Below are 20,309 nucleotides of genomic sequence, written 5' to 3'. Positions count from 1 at the left end.
CCGCATGAACCAGCACGCCAAGCTCAGAATCGGCCACTCCGCCTGTCCGCATGATTGCCCTTCGACCTGCGCGCTCGAGGTCGAGCTGCTCGATGGCAACCGCATCGGCCGTGTCCATGGCGCCAAGTCCAATACGTATACGGCTGGCGTCGTCTGCGCCAAGGTCGCGCGCTATGCCGATCGTGTCCATCATCCGGACCGACTGCTGAAGCCGCTGATGCGCGCCGGCGCCAAGGGCGACGGCGTCTGGAAGGAATCCAGCTGGGAAGCGGCACTCGACGTCGTCGCCGAGAACTTCATCGCGGCCGAGGAAAAATACGGCTCCGAGACCGTCTGGCCTTATTTCTATGCCGGCACGATGGGGCTGGTGCAGCGCGACGGCATCGACCGGCTGCGCCATGCGAAAAAATACTCCGGCTTCTTCGGCTCGATCTGCACCAATCTGGCCTGGACCGGCTGGATGATGGGAGCGGGCGCCTTGCGCGGTCCCGATCCGCGCGAGATGGCGAAGTCCGACTGCGTGGTGATCTGGGGCACCAATGCCGTGGTCACGCAGGTCAATGTCATGACCCACGCCATCAAGGCGCGGAAGGAGCGTGGCGCCAGGATCGTCGTCATCGATGTCTACGAGAACGCGACGATGAAGCAGGCCGATATAGGCCTTGTGCTGAAGCCCGGCACCGATGGCGCGCTGGCCTGCGCGGTCATGCATGTGCTGTTCAGGGAAGGCATGGCCGACCGCGCCTATCTCGAAAGATACACCGACGATCCGAAGGGGCTGGAAGCGCATCTGGAGACGCGCACGCCGGAATGGGCTTCCGCCATCACCGGTCTTGCCGTCACCGAGATCGAGGCTTTCGCCCGCCTCGTCGGCACGACGAGGAAAACCTATTTCCGCCTCGGCTATGGCTTTGGGCGTCAGCGCAATGGTTCGGTCAACATGCACGCGGCGTCCTGCATCGCCGCCGTCACCGGCGCCTGGCAATATGAGGGTGGCGGTGCCTTCCATTCCAATTCCGGCATCTTCAAGCTCAACCAGGATGTGCTGGAAGGCACCGCGATGCGCGATCCCAATATTCGCCATCTCGACCAGTCGCGCATCGGTCCGGTGCTGACCGGCGCAGCGGACGCGCTTTACGGTGGCCCGCCGGTGACGGCGATGCTGATCCAGAACACCAACCCGGTGAATGTCGCACCCGAGCAGCGGCTGGTGAAACATGGTTTTCTGCGTGATGACCTGTTCACCTGCGTGCACGAACAGTTCATGACCGACACGGCAAAGCTTGCCGATGTCGTTTTGCCGGCAACGATGTTTCTCGAGCATGACGACGTCTACAAGGGCGGTGGCAACCAGCACATCACGCTCGGTCCCAAGCTGATCGAACCGCCGGAAGGGCCGCGCACCAACCATTTCGTCATCGAGCAATTGGCGCAGCGTCTCGGCGTCGCAGACCGGCCGGGCTTTGGCCTGACCGAGCAGCAGCATATCGACATCATCCTCGGCAAGCGCGGGCTGGGCTCCTTCGCCAGCCTCAAGGAAGACAAATGGGTCGACCTGCAGCCGGATTTCGAGGCGGCGCATTTCATCGATGGTTTCGGCCATGCCGACAAGAAATTTCACTTCCGCGCCAATTGGAGCGGGCAGGCGGCGCCCAACCGGCCGCCGAAAATCATGGGCCTGTTCGGGCCGGTGGCGGAACTCCCCGAATTCCCTGACCATGTCGACCTGATCGAGGTGGCGGACGCCGAGCATCCGTTTCGGCTCGCCACATCGCCGGCGCGCAACTTTCTCAATTCGACATTCGCCGAGACACCTGTGTCGAGAGCCAAGGAAGGCCGGCCGGAACTCCTGGTGCACCCGGACGACGCTGCCGCGCTTGGCTTGGGCGACGGCGACCGTATCGAGGTCGGCAACCGGCGCGGCGAGGTGGTGCTGCACGCAAAGCTGTTCGAAGGCCTCAAGCGCGGCGTGGTGATCGCCGAGGGCATCTGGCCAAACAGCGCGCATGAGCGTGGCGAAGGCATCAATGTGCTCACCGGCGCCGACGCACCAGCGCCCTATGGCGGTGCGGCCTTCCACGACAACAAGGTCTGGCTGCGGCCGGCGGGCTAAAGCAATTCCAGGAAAAGTGTGAGCGGTTTTCCGTCCGGAATTGCATAAAAGTGACTGGCTATCCCGGCAGAGGCACCGTCAGCCCCACCTTGACACGGTCCATGGCAACGAAGGTGCGGAATTTTCGGACATTCTTGCTGTCGAAGAACAGTCTGCGCGTCAGCGCTTCATAGGCGCCCATGTCGGCCACGGTGATAATCAGGATGAAGTCGGCCTCGCCGGTGACGTAGTAGCATTGCTGCACTTGCGGCTCTGCCGAGAATTGCCGCTTGGCCGCGTCGATCAGGTCCGAGCGTTCGCTCTCCAGTTCCACTTCGACGAAGATGGTGATGGGATGGCCGACCGCCGCCGGGTCGACCACGGCGACATTGCCCGCAATGACGCCGGACTGTTCCATGCGCTTGATGCGCCGCTGCACCGCCGGCGCCGACAGGTTGACGGCTTCGCCGATCAGCCGCTGCGGCGTCGTGTTGTCCCGCTGCAGGATGGCAAGGATGGCGAGGTCGAAACTGTCGAGCGAAGGCGATCGAGGCAAAGCGCTATCCTGGCGAAACAAACTTGCATTTCGAAGCGCCAATAACAGCGCTATTTGCGCCTCGGCTGCAATATGATTTCGTCACACCCAAAGGAGGCCACCCGTGTTCCTGCTCAACAGCAATGCCTTGCACCGCCGGCCGCTCGATCCGGTCGATGCCGAAACGCTGGGGAATGCCGGTGCCGATACGGTCGAGCGCTTTCTTGCCCATCGCGACAATCACCTCGCAACTCCGTTGCATGCATTGCCGACGCTGGCCGGCGAACTCGGCCTCGGCGCCGTCCACATCAAGGATGAAGGCTTTCGCCTCGGTCTCGGCAGCTTCAAGGCGCTCGGCGGCGCCTATGCCGTTTTTCGACTGGTGCTGGAGGAGGCGAGCCGATCGCTTGGTCGGCCCGTTGACGTGGCCGATCTCAACCGGTTCGACGTCCGGGCGGTCGCTGCCGGGATGACGGTTGCCTGCGCCACCGACGGCAATCACGGCCGCTCGGTCGCGCAAGGTGCACAGTTGGTTGGCGCGAAAGCGGCAATCTTCGTTCACGCCGGCGTCAGCGAGGCGCGCATTGCAGCAATAGCCCGCTATGGCGCCGAGATGATCCGCGTCGACGGCAATTATGACGACTCGGTCAGGCAGGCCGCCGAGGTTTCAGCTGAGCAAGGCTGGACCGTGGTGTCCGACACCTCCTGGCCGGGCTACGAGCGCATCCCCGGTCTGGTCATGCAGGGCTATTCGACGATCGTGCGTGAAGCATTGGGCCAGTTGCCGCAGCCGCCGACCCATGTCTTCGTGCAGGCCGGTGTCGGCGGCATTGCCGCCGCCCTGGCCGGCCATCTCGCCATCGTGCTCGGTCACGCCAGGCCGACCTTCATCGTCGTCGAGCCGGCCCGCGCCGCCTGCGTTGTCGCAGCCGCCCGGGTGGGCCACGTGGTCAAGGTCGCACACGATCAGCCGACGGTGATGGCGATGCTCGAATGCTACGAGGCCTCGCAAGTTGCCTGGCGCGTTCTGGCGCGGGTTGCCGATGCCTTCATGACGGTGGATGAGGAGGAGGCGGTCGCGGTGATGCGGCGGCTGGCACGGCCGGCTGGCAATGATCCAGTGATCGTCGCCGGCGAAAGCGGCGGCGTCGGTCTGGCCGGGCTGATCCGGGCGGTGGCCGACCACAAGGCCGCGCTCGGGCTCGACGACAAATCCCGCGTGCTTGTAATCAACACCGAAGGCGCCACAGACCCGCATCGCTATACCGAGCTGGTCGGGCAGAGCCCCGCCGATGTGCTGGCCGGCAAGCTGAAGGCCGAGGCATAGCCATGATCGGGATCGATGCACAGCGTCTTCTTGGCCGCATCCGGGAACTCGCCGCCGTTGGCCGCGACAGTGAGGATAGGCTGATCCGGCTCGCCGCCTCCGACACAGACAAACAGGGCCGTGACCTCTTTGTCGGCTGGCTCAGGCAGGCCAGGCTGGAAGTCGCCATCGACCGGGTCGGTAATATCTTCGGCATCTGGCAAAGCCCCGACAATGCCGGGCAGGCGCCGCTGCTCATCGGTTCGCATATCGACACCGTTATCGATGCCGGCATCTATGATGGCTGCTACGGCGTGCTGGCCGGGCTGGAGGTGATCGAGACGCTGCAGGCTTCGGGCTTTTCGCCGTCGCGCCCGGTCGCGGTCGCCGCTTTCACCAATGAGGAAGGCGTGCGCTACACGCCTGACATGATGGGCTCGCTATGCCATGCCGGTGGCGTCAGCGCCGAGGCCGTGCTGGCCGCCATCGGCACGGATGGCAGCGTGCTCGGCCAGGAGCTCGCCCGCATCGGCTATGCCGGCGACCGCGAACCCGGCTTCCTCAAGCCGCATGCCTATCTCGAACTTCATATCGAGCAGGGGCCGGTGCTGGAGCGTGAAGGCGTGCCGATCGGCGCGGTCGAGAATCTGCAAGGCATTTCCTGGCAGCGCATCACCATCGACGGCGCCGCCAACCATGCCGGCACCACGCCGATGTCGATGCGCAGCGACGCCGGCCACGCCGCCGCCCGCATCATCACCTTCCTGCACGATCGGGCCAGGGCTTCAAATGGGCCAACCGTGGCCACGGTCGGCACGATGCGCTTCGAACCCAACGCCATCAACGTCATTCCCGCGCGCGCCGTCTTCACCATCGACCTGCGCGATCCCGACGAACAGCGCTTGCAGGCGCATGAGGCGGCCCTTGCTGCCTATCTCGAGGAGCTTGAGGTTTTGGAGAACGTATCGATCTCGGTCGAGCGGCTCGCCCGCTTCGAACCGGTGCTATTCGACATCGGCATCGTCGAACTGATCGAGGCGGCCGCGAAGAACCGCGGTCTCGGCGTCAGGCGCATGACATCGGGCGCCGGCCATGACGCGCAGATGATGGCCCGCCTCGCGCCGGCGGCAATGATCTTCGTGCCGAGCGCCGGTGGCATCAGCCACAATCCGCGCGAACACACTGAAGATGCCGAGCTTGTCGCCGGCGCCAACATCCTGCTTGATGTCGCCAGTGAGCTTGCAAAATAGGTCGGGGAGAAAATGGCTGAGCTCGATCGTGATGTGCTGAAGCAGGAAATGACCGGCTGGCGGCGCGATTTGCACGCGCACCCCGAGTTCGGCTTTGAGGAAAAGCGCACCGCTGCCTTTGTCGCCGCGAAGCTGCGCGAATTCGGGCTGGACGATGTTGCAGAGGGGGTCGGCGGCACCGGCGTCGTTGGCACATTGAAGCGCGGCAGCGGCAACCGGGCGATTGCGCTCAGGGCCGACACGGATGCGCTGCGCATCACCGAGCAGTCCGCGACCGCCCATCGCTCGCAGAACCCCGGCATCATGCATGCCTGCGGCCATGACGGCCACACCACCATGCTGCTCGGCGCGGCAAAGCTGCTGGCCGCCCAGGGCGGTTTCGACGGCACCGTGCGCTTCATCTTCCAGCCCGCCGAGGAATGGGGCAGGGGCGCGCTGGCGATGCTGGACGACGGGCTGCTGCAGCGCTTTCCCTTCGACGAGATTTTTGGCCTGCACAACATGCCTGGCCTGCCCGTCGGGCATTTCGAGACCCGTGCCGGCCCGTTCATGTCGGCGGAGGACAATTTCGAGATCGTGCTCAAGGGCATCGGCGGCCATGCGGCGCGGCCACATTCCGGGAACGAGACCTTGGTCGCCGCCTGCGCGCTGGTCACCAATCTGCAGACCATCGTCTCGCGCCGGCTGAGTCCCGCCGACATTTCGGTGGTTTCGGTGACCGAGCTGATCACCGACGGCACCCGCAACGCATTGCCCGGCCTCGCCTGCATCCTCGGTGACGCCGCAGTTTTCGTCCCGAGGTCAGCGCCGAGATCGAGCGCCAGATGCGGGTCATCGCGGCAGGCACCGCCGCTGCCTACAATGTCACCGCCGACGTGACCTATAGCAGGGAATTCGTGCCGCTGCAGAACGATGCCGACCTGGTGGACGCGGCCTTTGTCGCCGCAAGGCGCGTGCTGGCCTATGGCGCCGCCAGCATCGCGGCGGAGCCGATGACCGCCTCGGAGGATTTCGCCCGCTTCCTCGATCACGTACCGGGCTGCTTCGTCTTTCTCGGCAATGGCGAGACCTCGCCGCCGCTGCACAATTCCAGCTACGACTTCAACGATGACGGGCTGTTGCACGGCACGAATTTCCACGCCGCGATCGTCAGGCAAAGGCTGGGCGGCGCGATCGTGAAGTGACGCCTGATCGCCTTCGCAACTGGCCCAAGCGGCACTGCTATCGCCAGCCAGCTGCCGGGTTTAGGGAGATGGCCTGTTGCCGGAGATCGCACGCCGATGGCCAGGGTTTCGCTTCTGGGAATACCGCATGACGAGAACTCGTCCTATCTCAAGGGCGCGGCCGCAGCGCCGGCCCTGATCCGGCGGGAACTCAAAAGCGACGCGCACAGCTCGTGGAGCGAAACCGGCTTCGATGTGGCGGACAGTTTCGTCGACCACGGCGACATCGACTTTTCAGGCGCCGGCGATCCGTGGGAGCGAATCGAGGCCGAGGTCGGCCGCGCGCTGGATGCCGGCCACCCGTTGATCAGCCTCGGCGGCGATCATGCCATCGCCTGGCCGGTGCTGCGTGCCGTGCGCCGCCGCCATGCCAGGCTAACGATCGTCCAGATCGACGCCCATCCCGACATCTACGATGCCTATCAGGGCAACAGGCGGTCCCACACCTCGTCCTTCGCGCGCATCCTGGAGGAGGGGCTGGCTGACCGGCTGATCCAGATCGGCCTGCGCACCCTCAATGATGAGCTTCGTGACCAGCTCAAGCGCTTCGGCGTCGAAATGATCGAGGCGCGGCATTTCAGCGAGGGTCTGCAGCTCGATCTCAAGACGCCGGTCTATCTCTCGGTCGATCTCGACGGCTTCGACCCGGCTTGTGCGCCCGGCGTGTCGCACCGCGAACCCGGTGGTCTTACAACCCGGCAAGTGATCAACCTGATCCAGCGGATCGACCAGCCCATCGTCGGCGCCGATGTCTTCGAATACAATGCAAGCCAGGATGTCTCCAATCTCACCGCGCTGGTTGCCGCCAAGCTGGTCAAGGAGATCGCCGGCATGATGCTCAAGACGCATGGCGCCGGCTGAATCAATCTGGCAGGGCGGCATGGTAGATCATTGTTGTGACTCGCATTTCCAGTGAAAGCCGCCATGCCGCATCTGTTGAAGATAGCCATAGCCGGTGCGCTCGGCCGCATGGGCAGGGAGATGGCGCTGGCCGTCGAGACCGATCCCAGGCTGGCGCTCGTCGCCCGCTTTCACAGGCCGGGCAGCGCCGGCGAGGGGCTGGTCGAACGCGACGAAGCACTGGCGCTTGCCGATGTCATCATCGATTTCACCACGCCTTCGGCCTCCGTCGATCTTGCACAAGCTTGCGCGGCCTGCGGTGGCCCGGCGCTGGTCATCGGCTCGACCGGCTTCGAGCCGGCCGATCTCGCCGCCATCGCTACTGCTTCGAAGTCCGTCGCCATCGTTCGCTCCGGCAGCTACTCGCTCGGGCTCAGCATGCTGACCGGGCTGGTCGAGCAGGCGGCGCGAGCACTTGGTCCCGACACCGACATCGAAATCCTGGAAGCGCATCACCGCATGAAGGTCGACGCACCGTCGGGCACGGCGCTGATGCTGGGCGAGGCGGCCGCTCGCGGACATGGCGTCAGGCTGGACGATGTGGCGAAACGCATCCGCGACGGCCTTACAGGTCCACGCCCTGCCGGCGAGATCGGCTTTGCCGTGCTGCGCGGCGGCAGCATCGTCGGCGAGCACAGCGTGAGCTTGCTGGCCGAGGGCGAGACGCTCACGCTTTCCCATTCGGCGGGCCACCGCTCGATGTTCGCGCGCGGCGCCATTGCGGCAGCACGCTGGGTCGCCGTCCGGCCGCCCCGCGAATACGACATGCGCGACGTACTGGGCTTCACGACCTTTTGAGATGCAAGGGTAACGCAACGAGGGGCGTTGGAGGTCGGAGCCGCCTAGAGAATAGAATATAGCAACAACTACGCCATTTCGCGCCTTCCAACACCGAACCGAACGGTTCGGTTCGCACATTTTTGTGATTGGCAATGGCAGCAACGCACACCCATTTCGGGGTGGTCCGAGCGACGCGAATTCCTCCCAAGGCACGCCACTTGACGGACAGAACTGAAAAATCTGGATTACCTGAAATGACCAAGATCGCACTTACCGCTGCTGCCATCCTCCTTGCCACCGGCACCGCTTTCGCAGGCAGCGACCACTACGGCTCCGACGGCGTCAACCAGCCTGCTGTGACAGCGCCCGCCGGCAACATCGATCACAGTTATACCGCCTCGATCCGCAAGCCGGCCAGCCTCGGCGATTTCACGATCAAGGGCGACTCGAACCAGCCGGAATCCGGCCAGGGCATCTGGGGTCGTTGATTTTATGGGAAATCGACGACCACAAAGAGCGGTGGGCCCGGCCCACCGCTCTTGTTTTTATGCAATTGATCGGGCCGCAAAGATCTTGAATCAATCCGCCAGCAATTGGTCCTATCTCCTTGTTTGACCGTGGTCTTTTCAAAACACGGTTTGCGGCTGTCACCTGCGGCTAGCCCGTTAGGCAGCTTGGTCTAGCTTAGATCCTTCGGCTTGATGCAATGCGTCAACCGGGCCGCGCCGAAGCCGAGATTCGCCCAGTCGCCGTCGATGACAGAGCGGGCAAGGGCGCCGGTCGGGAATTTCTCTTCAAGTTTCCTGAGAGCAGCCACACTCGATCGCGGACCGGCGAGCCGGCGGGCAAAGTCCTCCAGGCCGGGATTATGGCCGAGCACCAGGAGACAGCCAGCCGATGCGACTGCCTGCTGCACCTCGGCCAGAATGTCGCCAGCCGTGGCTTCGAAAAGCGCCTCGGCGAACTCCACCGTTACGCTCGCCGAAAGTTCCGCCGAGACCAGCCGCCATGTCTCGCGCGTGCGCAGCGCCGGCGACACCAGCGCCAGGTCAGGCAGCCAACTGCGCCGGGCCAGTTCGCGCCCCATCAGCGGCGCCGTCTTCAGCCCGCGCGGCCCGAGCGGCCGGTCGAAATCAGCAAGCGCCGGGTCGTCCCAGCTCGACTTGGCGTGGCGAAGAAGAAGCAGCTGTTTCATCTGTTAGATCTCAGGACCAGGGAATTTCGCGCTGGAAGTCCATGCCGTATCCGCCACCGTATTTAGCGCCAGTAGCGGCATCAAAGGCTGCCGACAAAGTGCCGAAGATGAAAAGGCCGACGCGCCTCTCATCATTGTCCCATTGGACGGCAATATCCGCTTCGGTGATCGCCCAGGCACCCGATCGAATATGAATTGCGCCGATGATCCGCCCAACTACCTCGTCATGCGCTTCGTATAGGTAAAAATAAGCCGTGGCGTTTGCTGGCCCTTCAGTGTCGTCATGTTCAAAGACGCCGGCGAGATCGCCTTTTCTCCGGATCGCGCTGTCAAAAATATCCAAGGGCTTTCAGGTCCTGAAGCGCCTACGGCGTGATCCGCGCCAGATGTTCGAGATCGCGCTCTTCGCGCAGCGGGTCGGGGGCCATCACCACCGAAGTTCCGTTTTCGGCATCGTCAGCGAAATGCGCCAGCACAGTGCGGCCGCCTTCCATGCGCGCCTTGCCGTCGGCGACGAGGCCGAGCGCCAGCGCGTAGAGCCGGTGCTCGGCTTTCAGAACGCGGGCGGCCAGTGTGTCTTCATTGTCGCCGACCATCACCGGCACCGCGGCTTGCGCGATGATCGGGCCGTCATCCATCTCAGGCGTAACGAAATGCACCGTGCAGCCATGGATACGCATGCCGGCGCACAATGCGCGTGCATGGGTATCCAGGCCCTTGAAGGCCGGCAGCAGGGCAGGGTGGATGTTGATCATGCGCCCCTGCCACTTCTCGACCAGGCCGCGGGACAGGATGCGCAGATAGCCGGCCAGCGCCACGATCTCGGCGTTGAATGCAATCAGCGCGGCGTCGATCGCCGCATCATGGGCTTCCTTGCTGGCATGGTCGGCGCGCACGATGACCTTGGTCGGGATACCGCGCGCGGCCGCGATGCCGAGGCCGGCGGCGTTGGCCCGGTCGGAAATGACGCCAACGATCTCGGCCGGATAGGCCGGGTCGCTGGCCGCCGCGATCAGCGCCGTCATGTTGGAGCCGCGTCCCGAGATCAAAACAACCGTGCGTTTCCTGCTCATAGGCCGATCGAGCCCCGATAAATGACGCCGGCGTCGCGGCGCGGCACGATGCGGCCGATCGGCGTCACCGTCTCGCCGGCCTCCTGCAGCACGGCTGCGACCTGTGCGGCCTGGCCGGAGGCGACGACGAGGATCATGCCGATACCGCAGTTGAAGGTGCGCATCATCTCCTCCGGCGCCACGCCGCCAGTCTTCGCCAGCCAGGAAAACACCGCCGGCACATCGATGGCATTGAGATCGAGCTCTGCGGAAAAGTCCTTGGGCAGGACGCGCGGAATGTTTTCGGGAAAGCCGCCGCCGGTGATATGGGCCAGTGCCTTGATCCCATGCGTGTTGCGGATGGCCTTGAGGACCGACTTCACATAGATGCGGGTCGGCTCGAGCAGCGCCTCGGCCAGCGTCGCTTCGTCGTTGAACGGCGCCGGATCGCTCCAGGCAAGCCCGCTGACGGCAACGATACGGCGCACCAGTGAAAAGCCATTCGAATGCAGGCCCGAGGAAGCCAGCCCAAGCAGCACGTCGCCTTCGACAATATCGTCGGTCGGCAGCAACTGGCCGCGTTCGGCCGCACCGACGGCGAAGCCGGCAAGGTCGTAATCCTTGTCGTTATACATGCCGGGCATTTCAGCGGTCTCGCCGCCGATCAGCGCGCAGCCGGCCTGTCGGCAGCCGATTGCTATGCCGCCGACGATTGCCGTCCCCTGGTCGGGGTCGAGCTTGCCGGTGGCGAAATAGTCGAGGAAGAACAGTGGCTCGGCGCCCTGCACGACGATGTCGTTGACGCACATGGCGACGAGGTCGATGCCGATCGTGTCGTGCTTGCCGGCATCGATGGCGATCTTCAGCTTGGTGCCGACGCCGTCATTGGCGGCAACCAGCACCGGATCCGTGAAACCCGCCGCCTTGAGGTCGAACAGGCCGCCAAAACCGCCGATCTCGCCATCGGCGCCCGGCCGGCGCGTCGCGCGCACCAGCGGCTTGATCTTCTCGACCATGAGGTTGCCGGCATCGATGTCGACGCCCGCCTCGGCATAGGTGAGCCCGTTCTTGCGCTTGGCCCGGTCGCCCTTGCTCATCGTCGGCGCATCCCTGTTTCCCTCGGCGGCTCTTCGCATGAATGGTTTCGGGGGGCAAGGATGACGACAGGATACCGGGCTTTTGCCCAAGATAAATACGTGGACAGTCGCCCCTTCACCGCTGGTCCTTGCAGCCACAATCCATCTCCATCATCTATCTGCAGAACAAGCATGGCGGGACATGCCTTTGACCATTCCCAACCTCATCACCATCCTGCGCTTCGTGCTGGTTCCGGCCGTCGTACTGGCGATGCTGAATATGCGCTGGGACTGGGCCTTTGCCGGCTTTCTCGTCGCCGGCATTTCCGACGGCGTTGACGGCTTCATCGCCCGCCGTTTCAACCAGCATTCGAAATTCGGCGCCTATCTCGATCCAATGGCCGACAAGGTGCTTCTGGTCTCGGTGTTCGTGGTCATGGGCTTCATCGGGCAATTGCCGCTGTGGCTGGTGGTGACCATGGTGTCACGCGATGCGCTGATCATCTGCGCCGTGCTTTTGTCCACGGTCATGGCGCATCCGGTCGAGATGAAGCCGCTCTATGTGTCGAAAGGCCAACACCGCCGCCCAGATCGTGCTGGCGCCGTGGTGCTGGGCGAACTTGCCCTTGGCCTCCACCTCGACCCGCTGAGGCCTGCGCTCATATTGCTGTCCGGGGTCTTGACCGTGGCTTCGGCCGCGGCCTATCTCGTGGCTTGGCTGAGGCATATGAGCGGCTATGGCGAAGGCTCCACCCCGGGTAGTTGACAAGAATGCCGCGACTGCAGCGCTGGCAGAGGCGGCTGCGTCCCTGGCGTTTCGCCGCCAGATTTTCTTCTGGCTGGGCACGGCAATCTTCCTGGCGCTGTTCCTCTACATTTTTTCCAGCATCCTGTTGCCGTTCGTTGCCGGCATGGTGCTGGCCTATTTCCTCGACCCGGTCGCCGACCGGCTGCAACGCCTCGGCCTCTCCCGGCTGATGGCGACGGTGGTCATCCTGATCGCCTTCATCGTCCTTTTGGTGCTGGCCTTCGTCATCCTGGTTCCGGTTCTGGCCACGCAGATGGCCGATTTCGCCAGCAAGCTGCCGGAATATCTGACCCGGCTGCAGTCGCTGATCACCAGCTTCGATCCGAAATGGCTGGAGCAGAAATTCGGCGTCAATGCCAATGGCCTGCGCGACGGGCTGAATTCGCTGCTCACTTCCGGTTTCGGCCTGCTGAGCACCGTCTTCACCTCGATCTGGAGTTCCGGCGTTGCTCTGGTGTCGGTGGTCAGCCTGTTCGTGGTCACTCCGGTTGTCGCTTTCTACATGCTGCTCGACTGGGATCGCATGGTGGCGGTCGTCGACAGCTGGGTGCCGCGCGATTATGTCGGGACGGTCAGGGCGATCTCCAGGGACATCAACACCGCGACCGCCGGCTTCGTGCGCGGCCAGGGCACGCTGTGCCTGGTGCTCGGCGGCATGTATGCCACCGGCCTGACGCTGACCGGGCTGAATTTCGCCATCCTCATCGGCCTCTTCGCCGGGCTGATCTCGTTCATCCCTTATGTCGGCTCGCTGACCGGACTGGTCCTGGCCGTCGGCGTCGCCTTCGTCCAGTTCTGGCCGGACTGGACCATGATCGTTGCTGTCGCCGTGGTGTTCTTCATCGGCCAGTTCATCGAAGGCAACATCCTGCAGCCCAGATTGGTCGGAAAAAGCGTCGGCCTGCACCCGGTCTGGCTGATGTTTGCGCTGTTCGCTTTCGGCGCCCTGTTCGGCTTCGTCGGCCTTTTGATCGCCGTTCCTGCTTCGGCGGCGGTTGCCGTGCTGGTGCGGTTTGCCATTGCCCGCTATCTCGAATCGCCGCTCTACAAGGGACACTCCAGCGAGCCCGTCCCGCCGCTGCCCGCCGCTCGCGGCGGCGGCCACCGGTCGCCGCGCGGCTGAACGTGACGGATCATAAGACCGAACCGCCGCGCCAACTGCCGCTCGACCTTGGCCACGGCACCGGCTACTCGCGCGACGAACTGGTGGTGTCGGCCACCAACCGCGAGGCGGCAGCCCTTGTCGATCGCTGGCCGGACTGGCCGTCGCCGGTGATCGTGCTCGCTGGCCCGGCCGGTTCCGGCAAGACACATCTGGGCTCGATCTGGCAGGCGCGGGCCAACGCTGTGGCGGTCGATGCCCAGCGCATCGGCAATGCCATCACCGGGCTTGGCGGCAGGCCCGCGCTGATCGACGATGTCGACAAGACAGCCATCGACGAGGCGGGCCTGTTCCATCTCATCAATGAAGTGCGCGGCGCCGGGGCCACCTTGCTGTTGACGGCGCGGCGCTTCCCCGCCGCCTGGAGGGTGACGTTGCCCGATCTTGCCTCGCGGCTGAAGGCGGCGGCAACCGTCGAGATCCATGAGCCGGACGATTTGCTTCTGGCCGGTGTCATCGCCAAACTCTTCGCCGACCGCCAGGTCGAGGTCGAGCCGCATGTCGTGCAATATCTGGTGCGCCGCATCGAGCGCTCGCTGGCCACCGCCATGCGCGTGGTCGAACGCCTCGACCGCACGGCGCTCGAGCGCAAGACGCCGATCACCAGGGCGCTCGCCGCCGAGATCGTCAGCGCCATGGATGAAGGGCAGGGCGAGTTCGAGGTTTAGGCAGTGGAAGGAGAAGACTCCGCTCCTGTCCCATTTCGAGAAGAAACCTCTGGCATCCATCTTGCAACACTGCGTTTGCCGGCTGACCCCGGTCCTGATCGCGTTCCTGATCGGGTTGTAGGCTCGCCGGGAGTGATGATTGGGGTTCTCGCCCGGCGAGCTTACCTTCAGATAGAATCGCCGCAAGGCCTACGATTGCGCGCCAGCTGTCATTCAGACTTCACCAAGCCGCAAGATCTCATCGTCCTGCATTGAAATGGACCATTAGATGGTCTACTTTTTGGATATGGACCAGAGCATGGTCCATAAAGGAGCGGTCAATGCAGGTATCCGTTACAGACGCCAAGGGGCAGCTCACCGAACTGGTGCGTCGTGCCGAGGCTGGGGATGAAATTATCCTGACCCGCCATGGTCATGCAGCCGTGCGCCTTGTTCCCGTGAAGGCTGCCCCTGACAGGAAAGGCCGCCGGGCATTGCTGGAGGCAATGCGAGCATCCGGCGCTGCCAAGGCAAAGGCCGGGTCGGATGCCGCGCGGAGCCAGGATTTCCTCTATGGCGCTGATGGCCTGCCCGAATGATCGTGGTCGATACCTCGGCCCTGATGGCGATCGTTCTTGCCGAACCTCAATCCAGTGCCTGCATTGCGGCGCTGGAAGCCGAAGACGATATTTTGATCTCGGNGATCGTTCTTGCCGAACCTCAATCCAGTGCCTGCATTGCGGCGCTGGAAGCCGAAGACGATATTTTGATCTCGGCTGGCACAGTGGCCGAGGCGCTGATCGTGGCGGATAGGCGCAATGTCGGTGAGGAAATGGCCGGCCTGATCGACGGGCTCGGCTTCGAGGTCACGGCGGTGACACCAGCCTCTGGCCGACGCATAGCCGAGGCGTATGGGCGATGGGGCAAGGGTATTCATCCGGCCGGGCTCAATTTCGGCGATTGCTTTGCCTATGAAGTGGCAAAGGATCGAGCCTGCCGCTTACTCTATGTTGGCGACGATTTTTCGAAGACCGATATCGAGAGCGCTCTATAGAGCTACGTTTATGCCCACAACGCCGCCAGATACCGGACCAGCAGATAGACCACCGTATGCGCTGCCACGTAGCACGCGGCAACGACGACAAAGAACAGCACGCTGGCGGGCCACGAGCGGGGAGGGCCTTGCCTCTTGCTCGGCCGGTTGTTCCAGATCCACAGGGCTGCACAGATAATGGCCCAGACGACGACGAACGGAACCGTGATGCGGATGTAAGCGAAGTAGGCAGGGCCAATCAGCGAAAGCCATGCCTCGAGACCAAGCATCCAGAATCTCCCCTTGCCCGGAGTCTAATGCATGTCGCTCAAAAGTGGTCCCGGTTTTGAGAGAACGACATGCATCAAAACAAAAATCAAAGCGCGTCGCCTGGATACGTTTCAGCGCGACGCGCTTTTAGACCGGCGATAGAGGTGGAAGCGAGGGGATTATCCCTGCGTCGATTTTCAGCCAAACCCGCCGAAGGGATGCTGTTCGATGACACGGGCGCCTGATGCATGTCGCTCAAGTGGCCCCGGTTTTGAGAGAACCGCATGCATCAAACATGCATCAAACAAGACCTCAAGCGCGTCGCGTGAGTCCGTTCAAATGAGACGCGCTTTAGGTCAGATTGGTGCTCCGGTCGCCAAACTCGGCCGTAGCAGGTCTAAAGCGATCGGATCAGCCGCAGACCCTGACCTCTTCGACGACCCTGTGGTGATGGCGCCAGTGCCTGACCAGTTCGATATGGCAGCGGTGATGGCGATGGTGGCGCCGCCATTGGCCATCCTGGTTGTCGCTGTAGTCGTCGCCATAGTCGTCGCTATAGTCTTTGTGGCGCTGGTGATGGCGAAGAATCTGTATATCGCCATCGTCGGACGAATATTGATCGTCGTCATCGGACTGGATAGTCAGACTGGCGGCTTGCGCCGGTGCGATCAAAGCCGCCGTTCCGGCGAACGCGATCATCGAGGCGATGAGAAGGGTTTTCATTGTTTGCTCCTTGGGTTGAACATACACAACTCTCGGAGCGAACTGGTGTTCCAATGTAGGGTCCGATCGGCGAGCGGCTGCTGCTTGGGCAATGCGTGCCGCCATGCGCTACCGGCGAGGCAGCCATTGGCGACCTTGGGAGTGATACCTTGGGCAAGGACTGGCTTTGTGGGAAAAAATGGTCGGAGTGGAGAGATTCGAACTCCCGACCCTCTGGTCCCAAACCAGATGCGCTACCAGGCTGCGCTACACTCCGAGGCCCTGCGGCGTATACGGTTCCGGACCCTGTCGCGCAACCCCTAAAACATCAAACGGGGCTTGGCGGTATGCGCTCCCGCGCAATCCTGGCTGCGATCGCCTTGGCCTGGATGCGAGCATTGGCGAAGCAGCCACGGATGCTTGGCCGCATGCCGGTGAACCACAGGCCCGGCAGTCGCGGGTCGCTGTCGGCGCCGTTGAACAGCGGCACGCCCTTTTCGTCGAGCACGCCGAGCTTGCCCAGCATGGCCTCGAGCCCGGTGCGGTAGCCGGTCGCGGCGATGACGATATCGGGCTGGATCGTCGCGCCATCGTCGAAAACGACCGTGTCGCCGGTAAATTCCCGCACGGTTGGCAGCACGATGATCCTGCGGTCCTTGATGGCATCGACGGCGCCGTCATCGGTGGCGATGGCGGTATAATCCGACGCCAGCCGGCTTGCGCCGCCCGAAGGCGTCGGCGGCAGGCCGTAGGCCGTGAGGTCGCCGAAGGCCCATCGCTGCGTCGCCGCCATCACCGCATCGGCGAGCTTGAACGGCAGCCGCGCCAGGATCGGCGAAAATCGGTGGACGGCGATCTGGCCGAGGCGCTTGGGCAGCAGTGCCGGACCGTTGCGCGCCGACAGCCAGATCTGTCCCGCGTCGGCTGCCACCAGGTGATTGAGCACGTCGAAGCCGGAATTGCCGGCGCCGACGACCAGCACTTTCTTGCCCGCATAGGCCTTGGCGTTACCGAATGCGGCCGAATGGATGATGCGTCCGGCAAAGGCCTTCATGCCTTTCCAGGCCGGGATGAAGGGCTGCCGGTCGCGCCCGGTGGCGATGACGACATGGCGCGCCAGCCGCGGCCCGGCACTGGTCCGCACAAGCCAGTGGTCGCCCTCGAAGCCAATCTCCTCGACCGCGATGCCGAACTCGACCGGCAGCCGGTGCATGGCGTGGAATTCGTTCAAATGGCCGATGATGGTGTTTCGGTGCGGAAAGGCAGGGGTGCCGGCAGGAAAGGAAACGCCCGGCAGCGCCGAAAGGTCGCGATGCGTGTTGAGATGCAGTCGCTCGTGCCGCCCGTGCCATGGCTCGGCCAGCCGGGCTTCCTTTTCCAACACCATCACAGGCACGCCGGTCTTGAGCAGCGCATGGGCTGCGGTCAAGCCGGCTGCCCCGGCGCCGATCACGATCGCGCCGTCGAAAATCGCTTGGCTGTCGGCCTCGGCGTGCAAAATCCCTGCGTCCATGCCTCTTTGTGTCGCCATCATGACCATGACTTTTGATGCTACGCCAGTGTATCGGGCCGATGCCGCTGCCGAAGCGGCCTGGTTGCAGGCCGCTTCGGCCTTGCCGTCGGCAGTGTTGCACAGTATTGACTGAAATAAGGCGGCGCTACCGCCAACGCAGCTACGAGGTGCCCATGTCCGCGCGAATTTTCAGCCCAGCCAAAACCGCGATGCAGTCCGGCAAGGCCAAGACCGGCCATTGGGTGCTGGAATTCGATCCCGCCCAACGCAAGAAGATCGACCCGCTGATGGGCTACACCACATCGGGCGACATGCTGAGCCAGATCAGGCTGACCTTCGACACCAGGGAAGAAGCGGTGGCCTATGCCGAAAAGCAGGGGCTGGCCTTCCGTGTCGAGGAGCCGAAAGAGACCAAGCGCCGGCAGATTTCCTATGCGGAAAATTTCCGCTATGACCGCAGGATACCCTGGACGCATTGACCGGCGGTCAGCGCCTGGCACATAGACACCAGCCGGCCAAGATATCAAATGCCGGCCAGCGGTCCCGTAGCTCAGCTGGATAGAGCACCGGCCTTCTAAGCCGATGGTCACAGGTTCGAATCCTGTCGGGATCGCCAACAACTTCAAAGAGATAGTGTGGAGGCCTGAGTGGGAATTGAACCCACTACGTCGGTTTTGCAGACCGATGCGTCACCGTCCCGCCCTCAGACCATGGCTCCTTGTGCATTGACCGCGACAGCTAGTCAACTTGGCCGGCCTCTGCTCGCAGGTTCGGACCGCGATCCGGCTGCCACCAGTCGAGATGTTCGGAACGCGGCTCGCGTTCAGGCGTTTGTTGCTGATGGCACCGACAACCCCGACCATTGCGCGCATCTGGCGCGGCAGGACCTTGCCCGACAAGGCCGACGCCTATGAGCGCTACAACTACGAGGTCGGTATCAAGCCGCTGATCGAGAAAGCGCTGGGCGTGCAGACTTTTCGCGAGGACACGCCGACGCATTCGGAATTCATCACCATCTCCTATTGGGAGAGCGTCGAGGCGATGGCCGCCTTTACCGGCGGCGATCCGCAAAGCATCCACCATCTCGACCGCGACAAGGAGTTCCTGATCGAATTGCCGAAGGGTGTCCAGGTGCTGCGAATCCGTTCCAGCCACGGAATGGTTGGCGGCAGCTGATGTTTGCGGGCTTTGACGCCAGGACCGTTCAAATGGAGGAGACATCGATCTTCGTCAGGGCCGGTGGCTCAGGGCCGCCGCTGCTGCTCCTGCATGGCTTTCCCGAAACGCATGTTATGTGGCGGGACATCGCCGTGGCATTGGCGCCGCACTTCAGCGTGGTTGCCGCCGATCTGAGAGGCTACGGACAAAGCGCCTGTCCGGCTTCCGGAGCCAATCATGCCGCCTATTCCAAACGAGCGATGGCGCGCGACATGGTGCAGGTTATGGACGTTCTCGGTTTCGACCGTTTCATGGTTGCCGGCCACGACCGTGGCGGTCGCGTCGCCTACCGGCTGGCGCTCGACCATCCCGAAACCGTGTCGAAAGTCGCCGTTCTCGACATCGTCCCCACGGCCTCCGCCTGGGATCGGGCCGATGCCAGGTTGGCGCTGGCCTTCTGGCCGTGGAGCCTGCTCGCCCAGCCGGAACCGCTGCCTGAGCGCCTGTTGTCCGCAGCACCCGACGCAGTTGTCGACAATGCGATCGCCGGCTGGGGCTCGGCTCCAGATGCTTTTCCCGCTGAGGTCAGGGCCGCCTATATCGAGGCGCTGCGTGATCCCGCCCATGCCCACGCCATCTGCGAGGAATATCGCGCCGCCGCAGGCATCGACCGCGAGCACGACGCGCAGGACCAGGCTAATGGCTGTCGCATCAGATGCCCGCTGCTTGCGCTCTGGAGCGGCGAGGGCGGGTTGGAGAACTGGTATGCGGAGGAGGGCGGCCCGTTGGCGATCTGGCGGCAATGGGCTGATAACGTCGGAGGCGGCTCGGTCAAGGGTGGGCATTTCTTCCCGGAAGAGCACCCCGAAGACACGGCTGCAAGGCTGTCGAGATTCTTCGCAAGCTGACTGCGGGCCGATTGCTAAAATCCGGGCCTGTGTGTTCCTGTGTCGACTATCTCAGATGGCCGAGGGATTGCAGGATCAAAGTGCTCGAAAGACCAAGCAGGGCGATACCGTAAAACCGGTCGATCCACACGGCGTTTGGCCCAGCCAGAAGCCTTGCAGCCCGCGCGCCAAGGGCTGCGTAAAACGTCAGCACAAACACATCGGCAAGCGCGGCGATAATGGCCAGGATGCCATACTGGATCGCGATCGGCTCATCCACGCGGACAAAATGCGGCAGGATCGCGGGGAAAAGCAGCCAGGCCGCCGGATTTGTGACCGCCACCAGGAAGCAGCGCCCAATGAGTGCCTTGGCTGAATGGCGTGTTTCGGGAAGGTTAGGGTTGAACGAAGGTCGGGATGCGGCGCGCAGGGTACCGATGGCGACGAAAAGCAGATAGCCCGCGCCGAACATCCTGAGAGCCGAGAGATAGAATTCCGAAGCCAGCAGAAGAGCGCCGAAGCCCAGCGCGACGATGCTGATAAGAACGAAATCAGACAGTACGACGCCGGCCATGCCGAGAAACGCGCGTCGAAAACCGTAGCGGGAGCCGTTGGTGATGGCGAGCACGACGTCCGGTCCCGGAACCGCCATTCCGAGCACCGACACGAAGGCAAATGTCACCAGCGGCAGGTTTCCCATGACGCCGCGTAATGTACCCG

General features: G+C 63.4%; 23 protein-coding genes, 3 tRNA genes and 1 pseudogene. 16 read left to right on the top strand and 11 right to left on the bottom strand.

Annotated features, from left to right (window positions below):
• The first annotated feature begins 4 nt into the window (after nt 1-4).
• Entirely contained in the window at nt 5-2,113 is a 2,109-nt protein-coding gene (locus tag X727_RS143640) for a molybdopterin oxidoreductase family protein (protein WP_023834754.1), read from the top strand.
• 58 nt (nt 2,114-2,171) lie between these two features.
• On the opposite strand, the gene X727_RS143645 is transcribed toward X727_RS143640, so the two are convergent.
• Complete coding sequence (locus X727_RS143645; RefSeq protein ID WP_023834753.1) at nt 2,172-2,648, bottom strand: Lrp/AsnC family transcriptional regulator; 477 nt, start codon at nt 2,646-2,648, stop codon at nt 2,172-2,174.
• 103 nt (nt 2,649-2,751) lie between these two features.
• On the opposite strand from X727_RS143645, the gene X727_RS143650 reads away from it, so the two are divergent.
• From X727_RS143650 to X727_RS143670, 6 genes and pseudogenes are all read left to right on the top strand, one after another.
• Nucleotides 2,752-3,954: a diaminopropionate ammonia-lyase gene (locus X727_RS143650; protein ID WP_023834752.1), complete on the top strand. Its 1,203-nt coding sequence runs from the start codon at nt 2,752-2,754 to the stop codon at nt 3,952-3,954.
• Nucleotides 3,955-3,956: 2 nt separating this feature from the next.
• Nucleotides 3,957-5,183, top strand: a complete 1,227-nt coding sequence (locus X727_RS143655; protein ID WP_031204513.1) for a Zn-dependent hydrolase — start codon at nt 3,957-3,959, stop codon at nt 5,181-5,183.
• A gap of 12 nt (nt 5,184-5,195) precedes the next feature.
• Nucleotides 5,196-6,367, top strand: a pseudogene (locus tag X727_RS01000000164960) (amidohydrolase).
• A 96-nt stretch (nt 6,368-6,463) separates the two neighbouring features.
• Nucleotides 6,464-7,267 (top strand): agmatinase, encoded by an 804-nt coding sequence (speB, locus tag X727_RS143660; protein ID WP_023834750.1) that lies wholly within the window; start codon nt 6,464-6,466, stop codon nt 7,265-7,267.
• 63 nt (nt 7,268-7,330) lie between these two features.
• The gene (gene dapB / locus X727_RS143665; RefSeq protein ID WP_023834749.1) at nt 7,331-8,104 is read left to right on the top strand and encodes a 4-hydroxy-tetrahydrodipicolinate reductase; all 774 of its coding nucleotides are present in this window, start codon (nt 7,331-7,333) and stop codon (nt 8,102-8,104) included.
• A 236-nt stretch (nt 8,105-8,340) separates the two neighbouring features.
• A complete protein-coding gene (locus tag X727_RS143670) occupies nt 8,341-8,574 on the top strand; it encodes a DUF680 domain-containing protein (RefSeq protein WP_023684758.1) in 234 nt (77 codons plus the stop codon).
• A gap of 191 nt (nt 8,575-8,765) precedes the next feature.
• On the opposite strand, the gene X727_RS143675 is transcribed toward X727_RS143670, so the two are convergent.
• From X727_RS143675 to purM, 4 genes are read right to left on the bottom strand one after another with little or no spacing between them, the layout of a single operon-like run.
• On the bottom strand, nt 8,766-9,281 hold the full coding sequence (locus tag X727_RS143675; RefSeq protein WP_023834748.1) for a histidine phosphatase family protein: 516 nt from the start codon (nt 9,279-9,281) through the stop codon (nt 8,766-8,768).
• 10 nt (nt 9,282-9,291) lie between these two features.
• Nucleotides 9,292-9,624 (bottom strand): hypothetical protein, encoded by a 333-nt coding sequence (locus tag X727_RS143680; protein ID WP_023834747.1) that lies wholly within the window; start codon nt 9,622-9,624, stop codon nt 9,292-9,294.
• A gap of 22 nt (nt 9,625-9,646) precedes the next feature.
• Entirely contained in the window at nt 9,647-10,354 is a 708-nt protein-coding gene (purN, locus tag X727_RS143685) for a phosphoribosylglycinamide formyltransferase (protein WP_023733902.1), read from the bottom strand.
• Nucleotides 10,351-11,430, bottom strand: coding sequence for a phosphoribosylformylglycinamidine cyclo-ligase (gene purM / locus X727_RS143690; RefSeq protein WP_023733903.1), 1,080 nt, complete (start codon nt 11,428-11,430; stop codon nt 10,351-10,353). The genes purN and purM overlap by 4 nt, the downstream gene beginning before the upstream one ends.
• Nucleotides 11,431-11,617: 187 nt before the next feature.
• Between purM and X727_RS143695 the strand changes: the two genes are divergently transcribed.
• From X727_RS143695 to X727_RS143715, 5 genes are all read left to right on the top strand, one after another.
• Nucleotides 11,618-12,175 carry a CDP-alcohol phosphatidyltransferase family protein gene (locus X727_RS143695; protein WP_023734063.1) on the top strand — a complete coding sequence of 186 codons (558 nt, stop codon included), beginning with the start codon at nt 11,618-11,620 and terminating at the stop codon, nt 12,173-12,175.
• Entirely contained in the window at nt 12,147-13,340 is a 1,194-nt protein-coding gene (locus X727_RS143700) for an AI-2E family transporter (protein ID WP_023834746.1), read from the top strand. Before X727_RS143695 ends, X727_RS143700 begins: the two co-directional genes overlap by 29 nt.
• A 2-nt stretch (nt 13,341-13,342) precedes the next feature.
• Entirely contained in the window at nt 13,343-14,047 is a 705-nt protein-coding gene (gene hdaA, locus X727_RS143705) for a DnaA regulatory inactivator HdaA (protein WP_023711890.1), read from the top strand.
• Nucleotides 14,048-14,367: 320 nt separating this feature from the next.
• On the top strand, nt 14,368-14,625 hold the full coding sequence (locus tag X727_RS143710) for a type II toxin-antitoxin system prevent-host-death family antitoxin (RefSeq protein WP_023711889.1): 258 nt from the start codon (nt 14,368-14,370) through the stop codon (nt 14,623-14,625).
• Nucleotides 14,622-15,080, top strand: coding sequence for a type II toxin-antitoxin system VapC family toxin (locus X727_RS143715; RefSeq protein ID WP_081726183.1), 459 nt, complete (start codon nt 14,622-14,624; stop codon nt 15,078-15,080). Before X727_RS143710 ends, X727_RS143715 begins: the two co-directional genes overlap by 4 nt.
• A gap of 8 nt (nt 15,081-15,088) precedes the next feature.
• Here the strand turns inward: X727_RS143715 and X727_RS143720 are convergent, their stop codons facing one another.
• The 4 genes from X727_RS143720 to X727_RS143735 form a co-directional block, all read right to left on the bottom strand.
• Nucleotides 15,089-15,349 carry a hypothetical protein gene (locus X727_RS143720; protein WP_023834745.1) on the bottom strand — a complete coding sequence of 87 codons (261 nt, stop codon included), beginning with the start codon at nt 15,347-15,349 and terminating at the stop codon, nt 15,089-15,091.
• Between the two features lie 391 nt (nt 15,350-15,740).
• On the bottom strand, nt 15,741-16,052 hold the full coding sequence (locus X727_RS143725) for a hypothetical protein (protein ID WP_023689055.1): 312 nt from the start codon (nt 16,050-16,052) through the stop codon (nt 15,741-15,743).
• Nucleotides 16,053-16,231: 179 nt separating this feature from the next.
• Nucleotides 16,232-16,308, bottom strand: a tRNA-Pro gene (locus tag X727_RS143730).
• 51 nt (nt 16,309-16,359) lie between these two features.
• Entirely contained in the window at nt 16,360-17,544 is a 1,185-nt protein-coding gene (locus X727_RS143735) for an NAD(P)/FAD-dependent oxidoreductase (RefSeq protein WP_023727315.1), read from the bottom strand.
• Between the two features lie 173 nt (nt 17,545-17,717).
• Between X727_RS143735 and X727_RS143740 the strand changes: the two genes are divergently transcribed.
• Together X727_RS143740 and X727_RS143745 are read left to right on the top strand one after the other, a co-directional pair.
• On the top strand, nt 17,718-18,023 hold the full coding sequence (locus tag X727_RS143740) for an ETC complex I subunit (protein WP_023670294.1): 306 nt from the start codon (nt 17,718-17,720) through the stop codon (nt 18,021-18,023).
• 60 nt (nt 18,024-18,083) lie between these two features.
• Nucleotides 18,084-18,160: transfer RNA gene (locus tag X727_RS143745), tRNA-Arg, on the top strand.
• 20 nt (nt 18,161-18,180) lie between these two features.
• Here X727_RS143745 and X727_RS143750 read toward each other — a convergent pair.
• Nucleotides 18,181-18,254, bottom strand: a tRNA-Cys gene (locus X727_RS143750).
• 130 nt (nt 18,255-18,384) lie between these two features.
• Here X727_RS143750 and X727_RS143755 point away from each other — a divergent pair.
• Nucleotides 18,385-18,720 carry a hypothetical protein gene (locus X727_RS143755; RefSeq protein WP_031198108.1) on the top strand — a complete coding sequence of 112 codons (336 nt, stop codon included), beginning with the start codon at nt 18,385-18,387 and terminating at the stop codon, nt 18,718-18,720.
• Between the two features lie 32 nt (nt 18,721-18,752).
• The gene (locus tag X727_RS143760) at nt 18,753-19,610 is read left to right on the top strand and encodes an alpha/beta hydrolase (protein ID WP_245260072.1); all 858 of its coding nucleotides are present in this window, start codon (nt 18,753-18,755) and stop codon (nt 19,608-19,610) included.
• A 46-nt stretch (nt 19,611-19,656) separates the two neighbouring features.
• On the opposite strand, the gene X727_RS143765 is transcribed toward X727_RS143760, so the two are convergent.
• A complete protein-coding gene (locus X727_RS143765; RefSeq protein WP_245259945.1) occupies nt 19,657-20,271 on the bottom strand; it encodes a LysE family translocator in 615 nt (204 codons plus the stop codon).
• Between the last annotated feature and the right edge of the window lie 38 nt (nt 20,272-20,309).

Source organism: Mesorhizobium sp. L103C105A0 (assembly GCF_000502215.1).
Taxonomy (GTDB): Bacteria; Pseudomonadota; Alphaproteobacteria; order Rhizobiales; family Rhizobiaceae; genus Mesorhizobium.
The sequence above is the reverse complement of the archived record's forward strand: the minus strand, read 5'-3'. Positions and strand labels throughout refer to the sequence as shown.